18 protein-coding genes are annotated in these 19072 nt (G+C 59.2%); 5 read left to right on the forward strand and 13 right to left on the reverse strand.

Translation table 11 applies throughout. The features are described 5' to 3' along the window. Positions 1-435 precede the first annotated feature (435 nt). Positions 436-1227, forward strand: a complete 792-nt coding sequence (locus ACZ9HU_RS17885; protein WP_476106959.1) for a hypothetical protein — start codon at positions 436-438, stop codon at positions 1225-1227. 45 nt (positions 1228-1272) lie between these two features. On the opposite strand, the gene ACZ9HU_RS17890 is transcribed toward ACZ9HU_RS17885, so the two are convergent. The 4 genes from ACZ9HU_RS17890 to ACZ9HU_RS17905 form a co-directional block, all read right to left on the reverse strand. After that, positions 1273-2559, reverse strand: a complete 1287-nt coding sequence (locus ACZ9HU_RS17890; protein WP_476106960.1) for a hypothetical protein — start codon at positions 2557-2559, stop codon at positions 1273-1275. Continuing rightward, positions 2556-3140: a hypothetical protein gene (locus ACZ9HU_RS17895; RefSeq protein ID WP_476106961.1), complete on the reverse strand. Its 585-nt coding sequence runs from the start codon at positions 3138-3140 to the stop codon at positions 2556-2558. Before ACZ9HU_RS17895 ends, ACZ9HU_RS17890 begins: the two co-directional genes overlap by 4 nt. 3 nt (positions 3141-3143) lie before the next feature. After that, positions 3144-5312, reverse strand: a complete 2169-nt coding sequence (locus ACZ9HU_RS17900; protein ID WP_476106962.1) for a helix-turn-helix transcriptional regulator — start codon at positions 5310-5312, stop codon at positions 3144-3146. Between the two features lie 274 nt (positions 5313-5586). Beyond that, positions 5587-6840, reverse strand: coding sequence for an RES family NAD+ phosphorylase (locus ACZ9HU_RS17905; protein ID WP_476106963.1), 1254 nt, complete (start codon positions 6838-6840; stop codon positions 5587-5589). Positions 6841-7353: 513 nt separating this feature from the next. Here ACZ9HU_RS17905 and ACZ9HU_RS17910 point away from each other — a divergent pair. Continuing rightward, positions 7354-8073 (forward strand): hypothetical protein, encoded by a 720-nt coding sequence (locus ACZ9HU_RS17910; protein ID WP_476106964.1) that lies wholly within the window; start codon positions 7354-7356, stop codon positions 8071-8073. A gap of 123 nt (positions 8074-8196) precedes the next feature. Here ACZ9HU_RS17910 and ACZ9HU_RS17915 read toward each other — a convergent pair whose 3' ends face one another. The 4 genes from ACZ9HU_RS17915 to ACZ9HU_RS17930 are packed head-to-tail and all read right to left on the reverse strand — an operon-like array spanning position 8197 to position 11945. Further along, the gene (locus tag ACZ9HU_RS17915) at positions 8197-8844 is read right to left on the reverse strand and encodes a PIN domain-containing protein (protein ID WP_476106965.1); all 648 of its coding nucleotides are present in this window, start codon (positions 8842-8844) and stop codon (positions 8197-8199) included. After that, on the reverse strand, positions 8819-10000 hold the full coding sequence (locus ACZ9HU_RS17920) for a helix-turn-helix domain-containing protein (RefSeq protein WP_310015642.1): 1182 nt from the start codon (positions 9998-10000) through the stop codon (positions 8819-8821). Before ACZ9HU_RS17920 ends, ACZ9HU_RS17915 begins: the two co-directional genes overlap by 26 nt. Further along, positions 9991-11346: a 7-cyano-7-deazaguanine synthase gene (locus ACZ9HU_RS17925; protein ID WP_476106966.1), complete on the reverse strand. Its 1356-nt coding sequence runs from the start codon at positions 11344-11346 to the stop codon at positions 9991-9993. The genes ACZ9HU_RS17920 and ACZ9HU_RS17925 overlap by 10 nt, the downstream gene beginning before the upstream one ends. Before the next feature lie 29 nt (positions 11347-11375). Further along, positions 11376-11945 carry a hypothetical protein gene (locus ACZ9HU_RS17930; protein ID WP_310015646.1) on the reverse strand — a complete coding sequence of 190 codons (570 nt, stop codon included), beginning with the start codon at positions 11943-11945 and terminating at the stop codon, positions 11376-11378. 473 nt (positions 11946-12418) lie between these two features. Here ACZ9HU_RS17930 and ACZ9HU_RS17935 point away from each other — a divergent pair, with 473 nt between their 5' ends. From ACZ9HU_RS17935 to ACZ9HU_RS17945, 3 genes are all read left to right on the forward strand, one after another. Then, positions 12419-14092, forward strand: a complete 1674-nt coding sequence (locus tag ACZ9HU_RS17935) for a DUF6119 family protein (protein ID WP_310015647.1) — start codon at positions 12419-12421, stop codon at positions 14090-14092. A gap of 256 nt (positions 14093-14348) precedes the next feature. Further along, positions 14349-14480, forward strand: coding sequence for a hypothetical protein (locus ACZ9HU_RS17940; RefSeq protein WP_476106967.1), 132 nt, complete (start codon positions 14349-14351; stop codon positions 14478-14480). A gap of 87 nt (positions 14481-14567) precedes the next feature. After that, on the forward strand, positions 14568-15158 hold the full coding sequence (locus ACZ9HU_RS17945; RefSeq protein WP_476106968.1) for a hypothetical protein: 591 nt from the start codon (positions 14568-14570) through the stop codon (positions 15156-15158). On the opposite strand, the gene ACZ9HU_RS17950 is transcribed toward ACZ9HU_RS17945, so the two are convergent. The 5 genes from ACZ9HU_RS17950 to ACZ9HU_RS17970 all read right to left on the reverse strand — a co-directional run bounded on the left by ACZ9HU_RS17950 (position 15159) and on the right by ACZ9HU_RS17970 (position 18836). Continuing rightward, positions 15159-15641: a hypothetical protein gene (locus ACZ9HU_RS17950; RefSeq protein WP_310015650.1), complete on the reverse strand. Its 483-nt coding sequence runs from the start codon at positions 15639-15641 to the stop codon at positions 15159-15161. Between the two features lie 22 nt (positions 15642-15663). Beyond that, the gene (locus ACZ9HU_RS17955; protein WP_476106969.1) at positions 15664-16215 is read right to left on the reverse strand and encodes a hypothetical protein; all 552 of its coding nucleotides are present in this window, start codon (positions 16213-16215) and stop codon (positions 15664-15666) included. A 5-nt stretch (positions 16216-16220) separates the two neighbouring features. Then, positions 16221-16817 carry a ComF family protein gene (locus ACZ9HU_RS17960; protein ID WP_476106971.1) on the reverse strand — a complete coding sequence of 199 codons (597 nt, stop codon included), beginning with the start codon at positions 16815-16817 and terminating at the stop codon, positions 16221-16223. Positions 16818-17205: 388 nt separating this feature from the next. After that, complete coding sequence (locus ACZ9HU_RS17965; RefSeq protein WP_476107011.1) at positions 17206-18228, reverse strand: IS110 family RNA-guided transposase; 1023 nt, start codon at positions 18226-18228, stop codon at positions 17206-17208. Between the two features lie 176 nt (positions 18229-18404). Beyond that, positions 18405-18836: a hypothetical protein gene (locus ACZ9HU_RS17970; RefSeq protein WP_476106972.1), complete on the reverse strand. Its 432-nt coding sequence runs from the start codon at positions 18834-18836 to the stop codon at positions 18405-18407. Positions 18837-19072 lie beyond the last annotated feature (236 nt).

Below are 19072 nucleotides of genomic sequence, written 5' to 3' on the forward strand. Positions count from 1 at the left end.
CAAAACAAATAGGTGATCGGTGCCACCTCCGCTGACATTCCTGACGTTCAGGCCCATTGCCTGGGGCGTCGGAACCGGTCGTTGGTACACCATATCACGGGGTGCAGGAATGCCGGGGTGTGGGACATTTCTGACGTTCCAAAGCCATAGGTCGAAGGGCAACTCTGATCAAAAGCGGGCACTCATCTGTGGCCTGATTAGCATGGCAGGATCAGACCAAGCGGTCGACGCCGGCCGAATCATAAGCCAAGTGGAGACAGCTCCGGATGTCCCTGCGGTCTCACGCCGGACGGCCATTCGAATGTTCGTCGCCCTCGCCTAATAGGGCCTCGATAGACCGGCACCGTAATCGCCGGACTTGGGTTTCCGCCCGTCGCCAGGCTATGAGGTGGCCGCAACGGACCCACCCCCGCCCGAGCTGGACTCACCATGACAATGACGATCGCCCAATTCTGTCGCATACCCTCGAACAGCGTTACGCGCGAGCGCATCTTCTTCCACAAGCTCTATTTCGATCTCAAGCTGGCCGCTGCGCGCCGCGGCTATGCGCTCAGCCTGTTCGAGCCCGAGGTGGATCGAGATTCCTATGATGTCATGCTGGACGACGGCGACGCCCAGCGGCGGGTCCAGCTCAAAACGGTGCTGAAGACGGCAAAGACCGCATCCTGGGCCAGCACCAAGCGGTTCATGCGCCTCGAGGAAGTTTATGGCGACAAGCTTGGTCTCGCGCCCGGCGACTGCGGCGTGGGCGGCGGCTTCGTGCTCATCGAGATCGACGACACCGACGACGAAGGAAACGTCAGCTATCTCTATAGCGACTATTACGTGATCCAGGCGCTGGCCGATCTCATCGTCAAGGAGAAGGCCTCGCGCCGTGCCTACAAGGCGTTCGGCCAGCCCGCCAAGGACCGGGCCGACTTCGCGGGCGACATCATGAAGGATCTGCACCGCGGCAGCTCGCGCGATCCGGTCAGCCTGTGCCGCAAGCACTTCCTCCGCGCGCGGGGACCGGACCAGCTTCTCGCCCTGCTCGGCCTGCACGCGGTCGGCGATGTACATGTTCCCTGCGACCGCGTGATGATGGCCGTTCAGAAGGGTTTCGCGGTCGACAATGCCGGCGTGCCACTGTCCCATGTCACCGCCGAAGCCCGGGCACTCGCCGAGCTGGCGGGGGAAGAGCTGCTCTCGCTCGTTGACGAGCCCCTGCTGGTCAACTTCACGCGCTGAAAGGCTGGGGCTACGCCCGCACAGCTTCGCAGGCGTGCGCCGTCCTCACATCAAGCCTTCCTTCGGGTGCCAGGTCCGAATACCCGTCAGCTTCCGCGGCGGCGGCCCGGCCAGCAAGGCGAGGCCGTCGCGGAACAGCGCATAGTCGTAATCCTCGCGGGTGCGTCGGCCGACCGGTTCCGCGTCGCCGGTGGCGAAGCCCGCAAGGTCGCTCACCGGCAATTCCAGGGTTTCGGGTCGTTCCCGCGGACCGAAGCGGATCATGCCGGTCAATGCGTCGAGAAACGCGGTGCCGGCTTTCTCTTCGATGACGAACATATAGAGCGGCGGCAGGCCGCTCGCCCAGCGCCGCTCCCAGCGATGACGCCAGAACGGATGGTCATGGAGCTGGTCGAACCACAGATAGGTGGATCGATACGGCGCCAGCGCGTCGGTCGAGGCAAGGAACGACCGGCCCGCATAATCAAACCTGAGAAAGGTCACTGGCTCGGCATCTTCCGGGAAATCGCGAGCGCCATTGAGCCAGTCGATCCAGCCTGCCACCGGCAGCGCGTCCATAAGGATGAAGTTCGAGCGGTGCGTCGCCAACGCCATCGCCGCAGGCACGGGGTTCGATGGCCCCGCCGCCGGCACCGGTGCGGCCGGCTTCCCCGCCTTGGGTTTGGATCGCAGCGTTTGCGACAGCCGCAGGAAGGCACCGGGTATCCCCGGACGCGCGCCGAACGCGATCGAGTAGCCGTGGATGACCTGGCCGTGGGGTGAGGCCGCGCCAATATAGGGCCGGACCTGACGCAGATATTTACGCTGCGCCTCCGCCGCCATCTTGGCGTCGCTGGCCTTCGCGGCGAACGAACCGCGCGCCTCGGCGAGCACGACGCCATGACCGAGCGCGGGGCCGCCATGATAGAGGAAATCGGCATGAGGCTCGAGCGATGACGACAGGCAGGCCGCATTGTCGCGCCAGCCATAGCCCAGCGCATTCATGTAGAGATCGGTGATGCCTGCGCCCACCCGCGAGGCGAAATGGGTGCGTTCGCTATCGGCCAGGTGGGACAGCAGGTCCGACAGTTCGAAACCAGGTCCGTCGGCGAGCAGAATCTGCGCCTCGCTCAGCGCGCTGTCCTTCATGTGCGCGAGCAAGGCCGGTGGCGCGTTGCGCAGAGTAGCGGTGCGCGCGATCGCTGCGGCCAGGGCGGTTGGTCCGAACTGGATGTGCGGTGCCAGCACCGGCGCGGTGAAGGCCGGGGCCACCATTGCGCCCTTGTGGAGATGGCGGCGCTGGCCGGTCAGCGCCACCGTCTTGTCGGCTGCCCAGAGCGCGAGCGTGCTCAAAGATCGTACCAGTCGAAGCAGTCCGTTGCCGCGATGAAGCGCGCGAGGATACGATCCGAGGCGAACACGAGATCACGGTCGCGGAAGCTCTGGGGCGACTTCTCGCCGTGGAAGAGATTGCATCGAACCTGGTAGATGGTTCGCAGCAGCTGCTCCCAGCTTGGCTGGCCGCCGGCGACCCAGCCGGGGGGCTGTTGCTTGACATGCTCCGCCGCGCAGAGCGCCAGCAGCGCGGCGCGGTCGTGCTGGCGAAACGCGTCATAGCCGAGCTTCGCCCGCACGCTGCGCACGTTGAGCACGGGCCACAAGGCGGTGAACTCGGTGACCATCTGCCGGAAATCGGGATCGCCGGCCATCAGCTGATCGAAAGCGTCGATCAGCCGCGGCGCAGCCACGAACGCATCGATCATCTCCCGGTCAGTGTCCTTCAGGGTGACCGCAGACATCCACCCGTTGAAGGCCATCCACCGGTACATGAACGCCATGAACGAGGGCGGCTGCCCCTGCGCGTTGGCGAGCAATTCGATGGCGACATCGCGCGCCGCCGGATCGAGCCGGTGGAAATTACTGAAGCTGACCATCTCTTATTCCTCCACTTCCGCTTGCGAGTCCTGTGACGAAGCTGCTTCCGGCGCGCGATCCGGGCTGATGCCGGCCGCCTGCTTGAGCGGCGCGATGAAGCTCGTCTCCCAGGCCCGCGCGACCCGCCGCTCGAGTTCCTCTCGCAGCTCGACACTGTCCTCGAACCAGGTCCGCAACCGCTCGGCGACGCCATCGCGATATCCACCTATGCCCAGCCCGTAGTCGTGCTCGCAGGCGTCCCACAGCTCTTGCGCGCGGCTGAGCGGCTGCAGGTAGACCGCGCTGCCGTGATGCCGCGCGGCGTTGACGAAGTCCGCTTCCCATTGTGCGATATTGGCAAGAACCTGCATCAGGAAGCCGCGCGCGCTCTCCAGCTCGCCATTGTCCAGATCCGACTCGATGATCGCGGTCAGGCCCGCGACCACCTCGGATGATCGGATCTTGGCTTCGGCGGCAGCGCCATCGCCGAGATACTGAAAGACGTCGAAGTTCCAGAATCGGCCGTTGCGCAGGGTGGCGGCCCACACCGTCCGCGCGTGCAGGCTGGTCACGGCGCTGAGAAGCCGTTCGTACGGATGACGCCTAGCCCCGCGTAGCCCAGCCTTGCGATCGGCAAACCGGGTGAGATTGCCGCTGACCGTGGCCAATGCCGCTATCGCCTCGGCTTCGGCACGGTTCTCGATCATCTGGTTGATCGCTTCGACCGTCGCCGTCGCCGCTTGCGCTTGGGCGTTCCGGACCGCGAGGATGCGGTCGAGGACAAAGGCCGTCAGCTCGCGGGGATCGTCCCCGCTCGCGTCGAAGGCATAGCTCTCGATTCCGGCGAGGCCAATCTTCTGCAAGGCGTCCTCGACCTGGCCGAGCTTGATCTCATAGCCTTCGGCGACGTCCCCTGCCGCCTCGCCGGAATCGTGCCGCATTGACAAGGCGTCCCCCGAGCGGGCCAGCGCCACGATCGCGACGCGGTCGAGCAGGGTCGGATCAGCATCGGTTTCATTGATATGGGTGAGCAGCGCTTGCGCGCTCGGATCAGGCGCGCTGCCCCATTTCGAGCAGAGCAAGGTGACTGCGCGCGGATCCTTCAGATGCAGGAGGATGTCAGGGCGCACCGCGCTTCCGTCGACTCCGCGGGTGTCGATGACCGTGATCGACAATCGCGCGTCGGAAATCAGCGCGAAAGGGACGGTGACGGTGATGCGGTCGGGCAAGGAGAAATCCTCGTGCCGGCCATTGTTGATCGCCGTGAAGGTCGTGCGTAGCCACTGGCGCCCCGCTTTGGCATCGATTCCTTCGAACTCGACCGTGCGCCGGTTGCGGCGCCAGAGGCTGAGCCGCGCGGCGAATTCGGCCGTAAACGCCTCCAGCGTATCGCAACCCTTCGCCAGTTCGGCGGCAGGATCGGGCGCGGTTGCGGCGCCCTTTCGCGCCCGTGCCGGTCGCGGTAGTCCGGCCATGTTGCGCAGCGCACGTTCGACTTCCTCGGCCGGCCTGAATTCCACGCTGTTGGAGGAAGGCTCGCCGGAGAGCTTCTCGAATATGCCTTTGCAGACCTCGCCGACGAGCTTGTAGATTTCCTCGTCGCTCACCGGCTCGACGGTGAGCGCGAACCGCTCACCTGTCTCCACGCGCACGTCGCACAAGGTGGTGCGGCCTCCGCCGGTATCCAGCAGCATGCCCTTGAGGTCGGCGGCTGTCGCCTCGTCGATCACCAGCCCGGCCTGCCGACACGCCGCGGTCGTCTTGCCGACGCCGATCTCGCCGACATAGACCAGTTCGTGATCCAGCGAGAGGAGATAGCGTCCGGCGTCCTCGAGCCGCCGATCGAGCAGCTGCGCCTGCCCGGCGAGCACGGTCGGCACGTGGCCGTCGCCTAGGAATTCTCGCACCGTACGGAGACCCCGTTCGACCGCCACCAAGGTGGGGAGATCAGGATGGCGCAGCGAAGGCCGCGGCAAATGCACCCATTCAAGCGCCAGAAGCTCCGCAAGTTCGGCGGCCTCGGGCGTGCCCACCGCCGACAGATAGGCGGAGACGTCAGTTTCGTCACCGTGGCCCGTTTCGATCCGCGAGACCCGGGTCTGATTGGCACTCATCCGTTCAGCGACTTGCCGCTGCGTCAGTCCCGACGATGCCCGCACCTCCGCCAAGATTGACCCGGTTTCCATATTCATCGAATCGCCTTTCGCATTCACGTTGATGCTGAATATATTTATATAAGCGTGGAATGCAATGCATCTTGCAGAACGCGATACAAGAGGAACGCGGGCGATGATGAGCGCACACTGGCGCTGCTACGCAGTCGACAGGCGCTCACCTGTTTACCTGCGTGGCACTCTTGCGGAACCGTTTGGCGTGGCGGCAAATGGCCCCCAGGCCCTACAGGGGGCGTTGCGCGGGCCTTCGATATGGTAGCTCGGACCGAACAGGCAGGCTTGCTCCACTAACTCAACCGCAAATCCTTGAGACTTTTGTTTTTCCTGTCAAAATTGTGAGAGCAGAGTTGGAATCGGCGCAGGGTGTGGAAATTGGGTTCATTTTGTATGAGATGTCAATGCTTGCGTCGTCCGTATCGACGATCACATTCTCTTTGGAGATAGGAAATTCGGGGTGGTCGGGTGTTAATGAGGTCATGTGCTGAAAGAGTAATATGTTCATTCCACCGTTATGAACCGCAGACTTATACTTGATACCGTCCAATGCAGATTGGACTTTTGACTGGAGATATTTCGATATGGCCTGGGTTGCCAAATATCCATTTTTATCTGTCTCGAGATCAACCGGTCGCGCCAATCGATCTGCAAAGCCCTGCAAAAAATCCTGCCTGTTCAATTTCTCATCAACGCCGGGATCGCAATAATGAACATCCAGATCGTAATCGCCGAGACGGGTGAGATCGAGCACCTTGAAGCAATGATTAGGAATGAGTTCAGCCACGGCAATGAAGCCTCCGACCTCAGAACGAACCTCTGCCTTGACCGTCTCCGGGCACAACGCTGTGTAGAGAACCACCATTTCTGGCGTGTTCATCCTGCCCGGTTGGCACCTGTCGGGAGGGGGGGGGCCGAACTCTCCAGCCGGATTAGCCAGTATTGTAGCGAGGCTTGAACGGTTAGGCGCAGGACGCCCCCGATAGAGAACGATTCCATCCCTTTTCGGGTCAATGTCGACGACGCTTGAAACGGGAAGATCGGAGAAAATTCTCTCGAGCCTGTCGCTCACAAAATCTCTGAGGAATTCGCTACCGGTTTCGAGATATTCGCAAAACCACCTCCAATGCAAGTCCTCGATATCGCAAAAGGTGATGTGTAAGCGATAAAGTCCATTCGGGTCGAAGAGCCGAATTCCTTGAGAAAATTGTTCATATTCACCAGCATCGATTATCCGCAATTGATCGAAAATCGCCATGCCGATCTCAATGTTGCATTTCAGCATTTTGCCGACAACAGAAGCTGCAGTCAGTCCATGTTGATTGATATTGCCGTTTTGATTTGGTTCCCACGCATCTACGTAGCGTATGTAGAGGTTCATGACTTCACATGCGATGCCAGAGATCCAGACTGTTGGACCCATCTGTCCGCAGAAAGCGCATTTGCCTACGCTCCCGTTGGCATGGATTTCGGCACTCAAGATTTTGTCGCCAATGCAGGAACTGCATACCAGCTTTTCCGTGCTATCGAGTACGCTGCCGTCAGTGTCCACAAAGCCCTCTAATCTGCAAGGCTAAGCCTTTTATGTAACAGCGCCAAGACCATGGGGCGTAGCACCCCCAGTCACAGGGTTAACGGCACGCCCATCCGCTAGTGCTTCCCTGATCGTTTTCAGCTCGATCGGCGTCATAAGGGTTCCCCAAGCGCAGACGATGGAAGCAAGGCGAGAAAGGCGCAACGCGCGTCCTGTGAAATTCCTGTTACGTCCAGCATTAAATAATGTGTCGTCCGGGCGCGAGAGGCTTTGTCTGGACGCCCATGAATGGCCAGCTTACGATAAAAGCTGACGCTAAAGGCAACCGCGCCAATGTCTTAAGTTGGTCGACTACCGTCGGCGCGGCGTGATGGAAATTACCGCCCGCAAAGTCGACGTTCAAGGGCTCTTTGCACGGTTGTCGAACCGGCTGTTGATTCATCATATAGAGGTGCCGGCACCTGGATGCGAAGGCAGGAAGCTAAAGGCTGGCGGGTCCTCTAAAGTTCGGCCACAAGCGGGAGTAACAAAGTGGAAGATGGCTTGCAGGTTCTCAAACGCCATATAGATACCCGCAGTGTCGCGGCGCTCATCGAGCGGACTGCACGTTGGGTTGATCCCGAAACCTTCAAACTCCTGCCCGTATGGTATCCCGAATTTGCGCGGCGTAGCGCACTTTACAATGCGAACTGGTCAGTCCGCCGCCAGAACACTAACCGCCTGTCAGGTGACACCAATGATAAGATCGAGGGGAATACCCAGGCAAACAAGGCGCTATGCGAGGCCATGAGCATCACCCTCAAAGAAAGGCCGCATTGGACCTGCTGCCATATTTGGGGGGTCGATGATCCGACCTTCGTAAAAACAAATTCGGTCGTGCAGGACCATCGCTTCTTCTCCTGCATCGCTAACATGGTTCTTTTGCCGACACCCCTCAAAGCGTTCACGGATGTCATGCCCGAGGTGAAGGCAATGCTGCGTCGGTGCTCCGGTGACCTCTTCGGCTGGTCCTGCGATCATCCCGACCTGCTGCCACAAGCAGACGATGCCTTCGATCCTGCCGATTATCCTGAAAGCTGGAAGCACGCATCGTCGGGTTTCGTGCTAGGGATCGTCCCGATCAATGACAAGATTCGCGGCAAAGCGCGAAACCGCAAGGTAGCCATTAAACGCGATCTCGAAAACGCTGGCGAATTCTACCCTCGAGAGAAAGTGCGTGACGCGCTCCTATATTGGAATATCGCACTATAAGGCTCCCAGCCGCTGACTAAGCGGCATTCGCGGGCCCCAAATCGCCCGTCAATAGCTGCCGTAGGTCCATAAGCATGAATAAGCTGGGGCGGCAGTGACTGACCAAGAGTGCGTCGATTTCTTTCAATCGGAGTCGCGAATTTCCGAAGCTTCGGCTGCCTCGGCCAGGCCGGCACGGACACGCGCGGGAAGGCTCAAGCACAGCCGCACTCTTTCGGGTCCGAGGCAGTCACAGACCTCATCGAGAAGATGATCGGGAACCCGCATGCGCGCTTGCGTAAGCGAAGCGAACAGCGCTACAGCGAGCGTGTCAGCGTCCAGCACCAAGCGGACACATGCGCTTAACAGAAGGTCGGTGGTAGTCGCGACGATCAAGTCAGGAAAGCGCGCTCTAGCGATGCCAATCGCCTTGCGCTCGTCGATCAAAGCAGTTGTACCGAGGTGAAGAGCGAGTGCAAGTGTAGCCGCCTCTCCGTCGTCCAACGTCTGACTGGCTCGTCCCGCGACCAAGCTCAGGTATATGTCCTCCGCTGCCTCCGGCAAATCCATGACGGTGACGTGACCGGCCGCGATCAGAGGCGTGATGGCAGCATAAGCGCTACGCCCAGTATCGCGACCGCGTTCAAGTTCGCCTAGCACGATGCTCGGAATGATCGTGGGCTTCGCCAAAGGCCGCAGCACGTCGGCTGCACGCCCTCCGGCGACAAGATTTATCCAGACGCTTGCGTCGGCGACAAGCGGCGGTTCAGGCCGAAAACGAACGGGATCCATCCGTCTCAGCTCCTTCCGCTTCAAACTCGTCAATCAGGGCTCGAGCGTCGACACGGTCAATGTGAAGGAGCCTAGCGATCTGCCCCTCGCTGAGCAGAGCCTGGCGCCAGCTTTCGCTGGCCATTACACCCATGCGCATCGAAATCTGACGCCGCGCGTCTATTTTTGCATCGTCCGGCAGGATCAGGTCACCGAGCACCTCTCGTGCCTGCGCATCGGTGATCCCACCCTGATGGATAAACCAGTCCCAGGTGCCGGGCTTCGCGAGCCCCAGCTCTTCAAGGCGACGCACCATCGCCTCACGTGACACCCCGAAGATATGGGCCAGCAGGATGATGTGCCGACGGGTTAGCTTGGAAGCACCGGCAGTCAGCTCCTGAAATTTGACATGCACGGCCCGAGCTGGAGTGAGGAAACAGCGCGCGAAGGTGTTCGCGTAGCGCTCCTCTCGGGTCGATTCGAGCGTGCCGTCATGCAGCGTATCCGGCGCGTGACGAGTCGAGATGAAATGCCCCAGTTCGTGCGCGCCGGATTGAGTGCGGCGCTCACGCGGATGGTCGGCATTGAGTAGGATGCAGGCACCTGCACGCTCGTCGAAGGCGTAAAGGCCGGAAATCTTAGGATCGAGCTTGCGAATATAGACACGCGCGCCGAGCTGCAGTTCAAGCAGGCTCACTATATCATGGACCGGCGCCAGTCCGAGGCCCAACCATAGCCGCAGTTCAGCTGCATCCTGCTCAGCCTGAGATCCAACATTGCCCGGCAGCAGCGGACGCTCGGGCGGATCGAGCCGCGCGCGCTGGATGCCCAATAAATCCTCTAACTCGACCTCGGCCTGAACGAGATGGTTGAGCAGATCAACTGCGGCTTGCAGCCTCTCGTTCTGCTCGCCGGATTGACGGAAGCGCGGCCGCAAATCGACGCGGACGCTGTCCTGGCGGAGCAACTCATTGAGCGACAGGCCATAGAACACCGCGAGTTTTTGCAGCTCGTCGACCCGCGGCCGACGCTGCCCCTGTTCCATCGCGACCAAAGTGGTGCGCGCGACATCAAGCACGGCTGCCGCAGCAGCCTGAGTGATCTTCGCGTTCTCCCGAGCCTGACGGAGTAAATCTCCCAAATCCTTCGGCGATAGGCTGCCCGGAATCAGTGCCATGGCGACACCATGGCCACCCGCGCGACAAACGAACGACTGCCTAGGCTGGCTAGGAAACCAAGCCACTCCAATCGATGTCGTTCCAGCAAACTCTTCAGAGCCCGTTCGCCTTCGGCCATCTCGATCCCAAGCGCATCGGCGGTTTCACGCGCTACGCGGCGGACGACCCGCTCATGCAGAGCAGAACCGCTGAGCGCCGCGAGATGATCGAGATGCAGGATACCGGCGAGCCCATATTCGCGAAAAGCGGGTGACATGCCGGAGAAACCCGCCACGACGCCGTCTTCCATCTCGGCCGCGCCGAGGTTTTCCCAAATATACTGCGAGTTTGGCTCGTCAATCCCAGCGCTGTGGACGCTCATGCGTCGCAACATGCAAGCTGCACAGATACCGCACTGGCGACGCTCACCTTCAAAGCTAACGCGACGAGAATCCTGCCAGCACGAACGCGTATCGTGCCAGGTTGGTGGGTTGGCAAGCGCGCTCGCCGCAGCGAGAGTTTCGCCTTTGGTGTTCCAGATACGAGGATATTCATAGGTTGGGGCCTTGTCGGTGAGGGCTAAGAGCAGCCTCTCGATGCGTCGAGTAAATGCGGGATGGACGCGATAGTCAGGATAGCTCTGTCCGGACGAAGTGAGGATGGGCCCAAGCGCGCCCTGCCCGCTTTCTGTAACCACGATACGAGTGACGGGCGCCAGTTGCGCTGCGATCCCTGTAATGACCGCGAACTTGAAGCCGCGTGAGCGAGCAGACGATTCGACGCGCTGGCGCTTGCCCAGCTTCACGTCGAATGGGACAATTGCGAAACGACGCTTTTTGCGCGGAACCTTCGCACTATCGACGCCCTTAGAGCCGAGGCGAACACGGACGAGGCCGCCTTTCTCTTGTTCCTCGACGATCGCGGCGACTGCCCGGGAATCGAGTCCGTCGCTATAAGGCATGATCACCTTGTCGGGGGTGTCGAGATCGAGGCGACGAGATTTGGTCTCCTCGACGGGATTGCGGCGCTTGGTAAAGCTCAGGCTCCACCGATCTCCGGTAAGAAAGGCGAGAGCTTCCTCGAGTGCGTCACGCACGGGCGGCGAGCTCCATTTCTCATCTTCATCCACCGCGACTAACAGGTCAAACGACCGTGCCCAGCCCCATGCAGGCCGCCGAACGCTAAGATCGCAATATTCGACGGCGGCTGCGATCACGAGCAGGTCAATCAGATCAGGCCGCCAACTGGCAAAGAAGAAGTCCTTCAGCCCTTCAATCGACAAAGTTATGATTTCGCCAAGCGTCGCCACGCGCGCGCCATCGCGCGGTGGCTCTCCAGGCTCGATGGCATCAACGCGGTAGGGCACCGCGTCTGCGACATGATATGCCTTAGCAGTCACAAAGCAGGTCCATCGTCGAGGCCGGAATAGACAGTGGTACGGGTTCGCGCTGGCGCGTCAGGAGTACCCAACATCATCCGCGCGACGCCGGCCACATCAACACCTCCATGCGCCTCTTCGAGCCGCGCGCGAGTCGATCGAGCACGGTAATCGTTGGCTTCACGGTGCATATGCTCCTCAATTTGACGGCAGCCAGCGAGCATGCGATCCGACACGCTGGCCTCCGCCGCCCAGTGGAGCGCTGCTTGGCCGCGTTCGCCGCCCTGCAGTGCTTCGATCGCGTTGTTCACGAACCCATGCTCCATGGTCGAAGCGCATTCTCGGTGCAGCGCATTTAGATCGGTGATCGGTAGATCGAAGAAGAGCCCCGGCTCGGCCGGCCCGATAAGCAACGCTGTCACCTTGCGCAAGAGGCCGGTCGACAGCTCCGCACGACAGTCACGCTCCGCTGCCTGCTGAAGGGCTTCAGAGACTTCAGAAGGCGAGAACGATGACAGATAGGCCCGCTTAGCGGCCTGCTTCCACTTCGGCGACATCGGCAACGAACGGTACGGACCATCACTCATACGAAGCCCTCCTGTCAGCTTGAGTGACATAAGAACCTGACAATGTCAACATTCCTATGGGCAATACCTGACATGACACCGCAGATCGCTCTTGAGCAAGCTCACAACATTACGCTTAAATTGTGGATTGACCCGAGCATCGCATTAACCAGCTGCGCTTTCTGGACGCACACATTTCATCCTAGGTATAAACTTATCCGCCGACACGCCCGACATTTCCTACCCCTGATCTGATCGTGGGAGTCATAGGTCAAGCCGGTCAGCATGGGCACCGAACGCGAAGTTTTATGGCCTCGCACTGTCACGTTGGTAGGAAGACAAATTATCTGATGCGTGACTTGGGTGAGAGAGGATGTACACATTCTTTCGGACCAGCGCCCCCAAATTGAACAGAGGCAATTTCAGACGAAAAAACTCCTCAAAATCCAACAGAACGTTCTATATCCTCCCTAAATATGGAATTGGTGAGGTCAATGTTGATGATTGCGAAACGAACCAAAGCGCCAGCTGATTCTACATCCACAATTTCAATTCGCCTGCTGCGCAAGAATTATACAGTCGATGAGTCCGTCCGCGACAACAAGAAGCTAACGGAACAGGCGACTACGACCGGCAGACTGTTTCACGAACAGACGGGTGGGTCTCCCCCCGGCTGGCTAGGCTTCGTCAACGCCTTCGTTGCAGGCGACCCACTCAAACTCCAGAACCAAAGTTGTTCGGCGGTACTGTTTCTCGACGTCACCACGGGGAAGAAAAGTAAGCGGACTTTCGCCTTCGCCTTTGGCGCGGCGCATCTCTCGCTCCAAGCGAATGCCTTCGAACGCAACTTCGGCCTTAAGGTCGCGCTCAATTCGGTGGCAAGGGCCAACCTTAAAAACGTTGATGTTGCAACACTCGATGCAACATCGTTCCAGAAGCGCGTGCAGGCGAGTCGCAAGTCCGACCTGGGCGGCTTCGGGATCGATGTCGAACGAGACCTTTTCCGTCTAGCAGGCGGAGTGCCAACCGATACCGATTTCGCCAATTCTCTCGCTGGTCGCGACGCTCTGACTCTAAACACCCGTATAATTCCGACCACCATTGCAGACAAGTGTCGGACGGCGCTCAAGCTGTTCGAGGCACAGGACTATAAGAAGGACTATGCCTTCATCGACCAGGTTACGCCTGTGCGGGAGGCCGATATTGCCGAAGCCCTCGACGATCTCGTCTACGACGAGATTCAGCTTTTGCTGGCCGACAAGCCCTCCGACCTCCACCTCACGATCCCTGAGATTATCGATCCGGAACAGTCCCACGAGATCGGTTTTTTCGGCGTCGGCTTCCGTAGCGGTAGCAAAAGGGCCTACGGCGAGCTGACCATCGAGGATTACATCCACGAATTGAAGAACGGCAGGCCAGCCGAGCTCACCGGCATACAGGATATCAAGGCTAGCCACGAGATCCGGGTCGTCATCGACGGCCAAGGTCAGCGACCAAACAGGCGCAAGGTCTACGACTGCATGGTGTTCGAGACCATACACAAGGGCAGCACCTATGTCTTGTTTGCGGGAGATTGGTACTGTGTCGATAACGATTTCTACCGAAGTGTCGAAGCCGATTTCCAGAAGATTCTCAGCAACAAGCCCTTGATTGCAAAGACCAAGGCACTCAACGAACGAGAGCTGATAAAAGAGCTCGATGCCGATCCTGACTTGCTGATGCTAGACCAAGTCAAGGTTTCGCCAGCAAGCGCCACTGGTGCCAATATCGAGCCTTGCGATTTCTTGTCGCGGGACAAGGCCTTTATTCATCTGAAGGACGGGCATGGATCGGACCCGATCAGCCACTTATGGAATCAAGGCGTAGTCTCGGCGGAATCGTTCGTGCGCGATGCTACCTTCCGCAATGAGATGCGCACCAAAGCGCTAAAGCGGCAGAAGGAAACTAAAAAGAAGGGTTTTGAGAGCGTCCTGCCTGACGGTCGGCAGAAGAAACCAACCACGTCAGAGTACCGTATCGTGTATGGCATCATGCGCCATGCCTACAAGTGCTCGAAGAAGCTCGGCCTGCCCTTCTTCAGCAAGGTCAGCCTGAGATCGGCCGCGCAAAGGCTTGAACTCATGGGGTTCACGGTCGAGGTTCACCTCATCGAAAAACAGCATGCATAAACGTTCGCCAAGCTTCCTGCTCCATCGTCCACGGAGTGTTGTCGGAACCGCGCCGACAGAGTTGCTGTTGAGCACCTCGGATTAGCTCTCAGACAGCAGCCGGTCGTTCATACAGCAACCGCCAAGCTGAACACTAAACGGTGCTTTCGCTGTCGATCAACCGACCGTAGAGCCAGCGGACATATATCGAAAGAAGCGATAATATCGGCTTGCTAATCATCGAAACGACCATTTCAATGCGCTCGGGATACGTATCATGGACAAGCCAAGCCGATCCGAGAAAACCCAACCGGGTAACCCGCACGAATTGACGATCAGGCAGCATGTCTACCCGGCTAAGAGCATCGAACGGTTCGTCGAAGCCGGCGGCGTCGATCTGCTCGATTGAAAAAATGGTAAACGTCGAAAGGCACGGCCTAACGATTCTATGTTCTGCGCCGATCGCGCGTGGAGCCATGGGGCTGAGCAGGGTTTCATGAAGCAGATCGAGGACTGTTTCCAGCAGCTCACGGATGATGTGCTGGCCGAAGGTCAATTCCGCACCAGTCCTGCGCGGCAGCATACCATCACCGAATTTTTTGCTCTGTGGGGTACGCGTGCCTACCACCGTCAGCTTGTCAGTCAGACGCTAAAGACGTCAGGAACGCCTCGTGTTGCTTATACGCGGGACGAACTCGAAAACCTCGAAAAGAATAGCATAATCGGTTTCAGAGCGGACGGAAGCATCGCTGCGCGCGACATTGCCGCTCCCGTCATCAGGCTCAACATCGACCGAGTAGTGACTGATATGGCGGGACACTCCTGGGGCCTTCTGACAGCCCGCGAGGGTGAGTTCTGCGTGCCCGACGCGCCGCATCAACCCATTCTCCCGATCACGCCGACCCTGGCCTTCAAGCTAGATGTGTTTAGCGGACCCGTTACAGGAAGATTCGTTGCCACGCTCAACGCTGCCCAAAACGGGCGGTTTTTGCCCCTAGGCGAAAATAAATTTCGCCGGGGAAGCGGAGCCGCTTTGCGGCGCAGCCGAAGTGGGCTCGACAACCCTTCCGCGCGGTCAAGGCTCTGATCAGAGCTTTTGTCGAACCGAGGTGCAATCATAGGTGACGGAGGCTTTTCCCGGCACCTTGGCCAACCCCTTACCGGTGATCCGCGACAAGTGGAAATCCCACTGCCGCGTCATCTTCCCGAACCCAACGAACATGCCGGAAAAGTCATAGCTGCTTTCGTCCATCCGAAAGCCCATGACCGGACCCATATGGTTCATATAGCCCTGCCATTGGTGCGTGATACCCACCAATGGCGCTGTGCCCGTGCCTGCCGACATGCCAAAGCCGTTCGCGGGCGCGCAGGGCGTCATATCAACCGCAAACGGGGCCTTGATGCAGCCCAGGGCTTCACCAAACCGCGTTCGGATTCCCAGCGATATTGAGATGTCCGCCACGCCGGCGTGAGAGCATTGCACCAGCTCGCCTGCACGGACTGACGTGGCCAGACTGGCTCCGGCGATCAGGCCGACCGCGATGCGGCGTGCGCGTTTCAAAATGCCCACAATTCTTTCCTTACCGCATCGCTTACAGCGCGAATTGCGGCTGATTGAGCGCGGCGACCTTTGACGACAGCCCCATCTTCTTTTCGGCCTTCGCCTTCGCCACGTCTGACATATTGGCCAGCAGCGTTTCGAGGGCGCGGCCATCCTTGACGTTCACGAACGTTTTGGCCTTGTTGACGAACACCACCGACGCTTTCTTGGCCTTCAGCAGCTCAATCACGTTGCTCAAGGTGCCGGTGCTTTTCGCGTCCCAGATCATCAGGCCGTAATGGGCCGCCTCTGCCATCTTCACGTCCTTTGCTGTGAAATAGGCGCGCGTACCCGGCTCAGCATCTGGATAGACATGTTCGACTGCCCAGTCGCCGACATTGTTGCGCGGCCGATCGCCGCTGCAATAGACCGTTACATGCTCAGCGTTGATGCTAGCCAAGTGCTGTTGAATCGAGGTGTCCGCGCCGTCGGCATCGCCGACCGCCACGGACAGCCCCGAACTCACCGCTTTCGAGATCCGATCCTTAACCCGCTGATCGAGCCGGCTGATCGCGATCGAACCTGCAATGAAGACCGTTTCCATCTCTGTCACCATGAGCAAGTTGCTACAAAAATTTGGCTGATCTTCGCATATCCGCGCAGAATCGCGCAAGCCGCTTCTAGCGTTGCGCCGGAATCATATAGATCATCGACCAGCAAAGCGCCCCATTTCCCGTCGTTCGTAATGATCGCGGGATTCAGCACGAAGCTGTGGGCCAGGGCGGCGGCCTTTTCCGTCTTGGTCGCCAGATCCTTGATCGCTGGCGTGCCGGGGGGCGGTGGCATTTTGGTCAGCAACCCATTCGCGTAAAACAAACCGAGTTTCACGGCCAGCTTTTTGGCGATTTCGTGGACCGGCTGACGCGGGCGTGGCGTTGACGCTGGCATCGGTATGACTATCGCGAAATCACTCAGAGCAGGCACGATATGATCGCGCATCGCTTGTGCCAACGGCTCGGCCTGGTTGTAATCACCACGATATTTGAGACGAAACAGCGCCTCTCCCGGCTCCGAACGCTCGGTATCGAACTTTGGACGCCCATTATCGTAATGGCCAATGCAAACGCTTTTCAAAACTTGCTTATGAAGGGCGAAGCCTTTGTCCCAATTGCCGTGCAATTCCCGCAGATTAACTTCCATGGCCACGCCCCCCGTATGGATACGCAAGATGGTGGTAGGCTCGCAGTATGGCAAGGGGATTGCCCTTCCATGGCTTTTGAGACTGACCTTACAGAGACCACAGCATGCTGGACGTTGATGGTGCAATCTATCTGCATGAACGAACGTATGGCCCGCCCCGTTTGCAAGCAGAATTTTTCGGTGTTCTGATCAGTCTGCGTCAACGTATACGGTCTCATGGGATATCCCATGGCCAAGATGGACATCCGCACGTCTGGAGCCCCCAAAAGGCAACGGCATCAAGTGCCACTTCGTTCACCGGGCTTTCCAAACGCCGATTGACTGTCAGGCCATCTTTACGATCCTTCCTGCAAACCTCGTGGGCTACGCGTGTAAGGGCGCGCGGCGATCTTAATTATACACCAGCGGCATAGGCGCGTTCGAAATTGGTTTCCTTGCGCAACACCACCCAAGCTATCCGCGCCAATTTGTTGGCCAGCGCTACGACCACCGCGTTGCGGTGAACGCCTCGCTCGATCATTGCGCCCAACCAACGCCCCAACGGTGTATCGCTCTTGGAGAGCGACGGCAGCGCGGCTCGGGCACCGTGGATCAACAGTGTACGCAAATAGGTGTTACCGCGCTTGGATATGCCGAGCAGCCGTGGCTTGCCGCCCGTCGTGTGTTGACGAGGAACAAGTCCGAGCCAGGCGCCCAGATCGCGTGCCTTGGCAAAACCGCTGGCGTTGCCGACAGCTGCCACCAGAGCGGTAGCGTTCAAGACCCCGACACCAGGAATTGAAGTGAGCCGCCGCGCGTCAGGATCGTGCCGCGCCATTTCAATGAACTCGCCGTTGAGGGTCTCGATCTTCTTGTCGAGTGCCTGCCATTCGGCGCGCAAGTCGCGCATCAATTTGCGCAGGCGAGGCGATAACGCCCCATCATCATTGTGGGCAAGCATGCTATCGAGACCCAGCTCAAACTTGCGGCGTCCTGCCGGGAAGATCACGCCACGTTCCAGCAGGATTGCCCGCGCCTGGTTGATGAGGTTCGTACGCTCCGCCACGAGACGCGAACGTACCCGATGGAGAGTCTGGATATCCAGCTGCGCTTGGGTTTTGAGTTCGATGAAGCGCATCGTTGGCCGCGATGCGGCCTCAGCGATCCCCTCGGCATCGCGGTCATCATTCTTCTGCGCCTTGACATAGGGGCGGACATATTCCGGTGGCATGAGCCGAACCTCGTGGCCTTGCGCCCTGAACAGGCGACCCATGTGATGAGCGCCACAGCAGGCTTCCATCGCCACCACGCATGGTGAAAGTTTCAGTACATAGTCAATCAGCGTCTGCTGGCGCATCGAGCGCCGCACGATCACTGCGCCAGCGCCATCAACGCCCACTATGCTGCAAGAGTTCTTGCCCAGATCAACACCAAGGATCACAATAGACACCGGTCCGTTCCTTTCCCTTTTCAGACACCGGCATCATAGATGATACCGAAGGATAAGGGGCGGGCCATTCCATAAAGGCAATTCGGAGCGCTTCCAAAACCAGAGCGGCCCTTCCGGACAGTTTCAGCCTCGGTCATCCTACCCAGGAACAAATATACAAAATGTCATGAGTTTGAAGGTGTTCCCATCGCATCATAAATCTCAATGCCCAAGCCTCGTAACAGCTTGTCAACCGCCACCCCTTCCATATGCGCCAACGCAGCCAGAAACAGCCTCCACACCGGCGGCGTCGGATGAACCAGGCCGGTCCGCCCGATGCTCTCCCCAATCCTGCTGATCGCCGCTGAGAGCGCTGACGAAGTCCCCACATAGCGATAAATCCTGCCCCCATAACGCGCAAGATCGGGATCGAGCACCTCGCCCGCCTGCGCATCACCATCACATTCGTCCAGCAGGGTGACCGCAACCAGCAGGGTCGTGCCGTAAGGCAACAGATCACCCGCCAAGCGGCACAGCCGATAATGACAGCGCAAAAAGAGCTGAATGCCTTCCGGCGACAGTTGAAGCTTGTAGGCCCGCGATTTCGTTGTCTGCATGGCGCCCCCCTTCCGCCTCTCACACCGAAGCGTGACCGCGAATCTACCCTGCCCAAAGACCCATTCCGCCGCGAGATCCCGACTCACCGCGACCCAAGAACAAACCAGGAAACCGGAACTTCACTTCCGGTTTGAGGCAATGAACTTCCGATTATCGGCACCTCACTTCCCCAAACCGGCAACACATTTCCTCCTCCGTTGCCCGGTCGGCCGATCAGAGCGCATCCCCTGATCCA

The organism is Novosphingobium sp. Sphag1I, assembly GCF_056279125.1.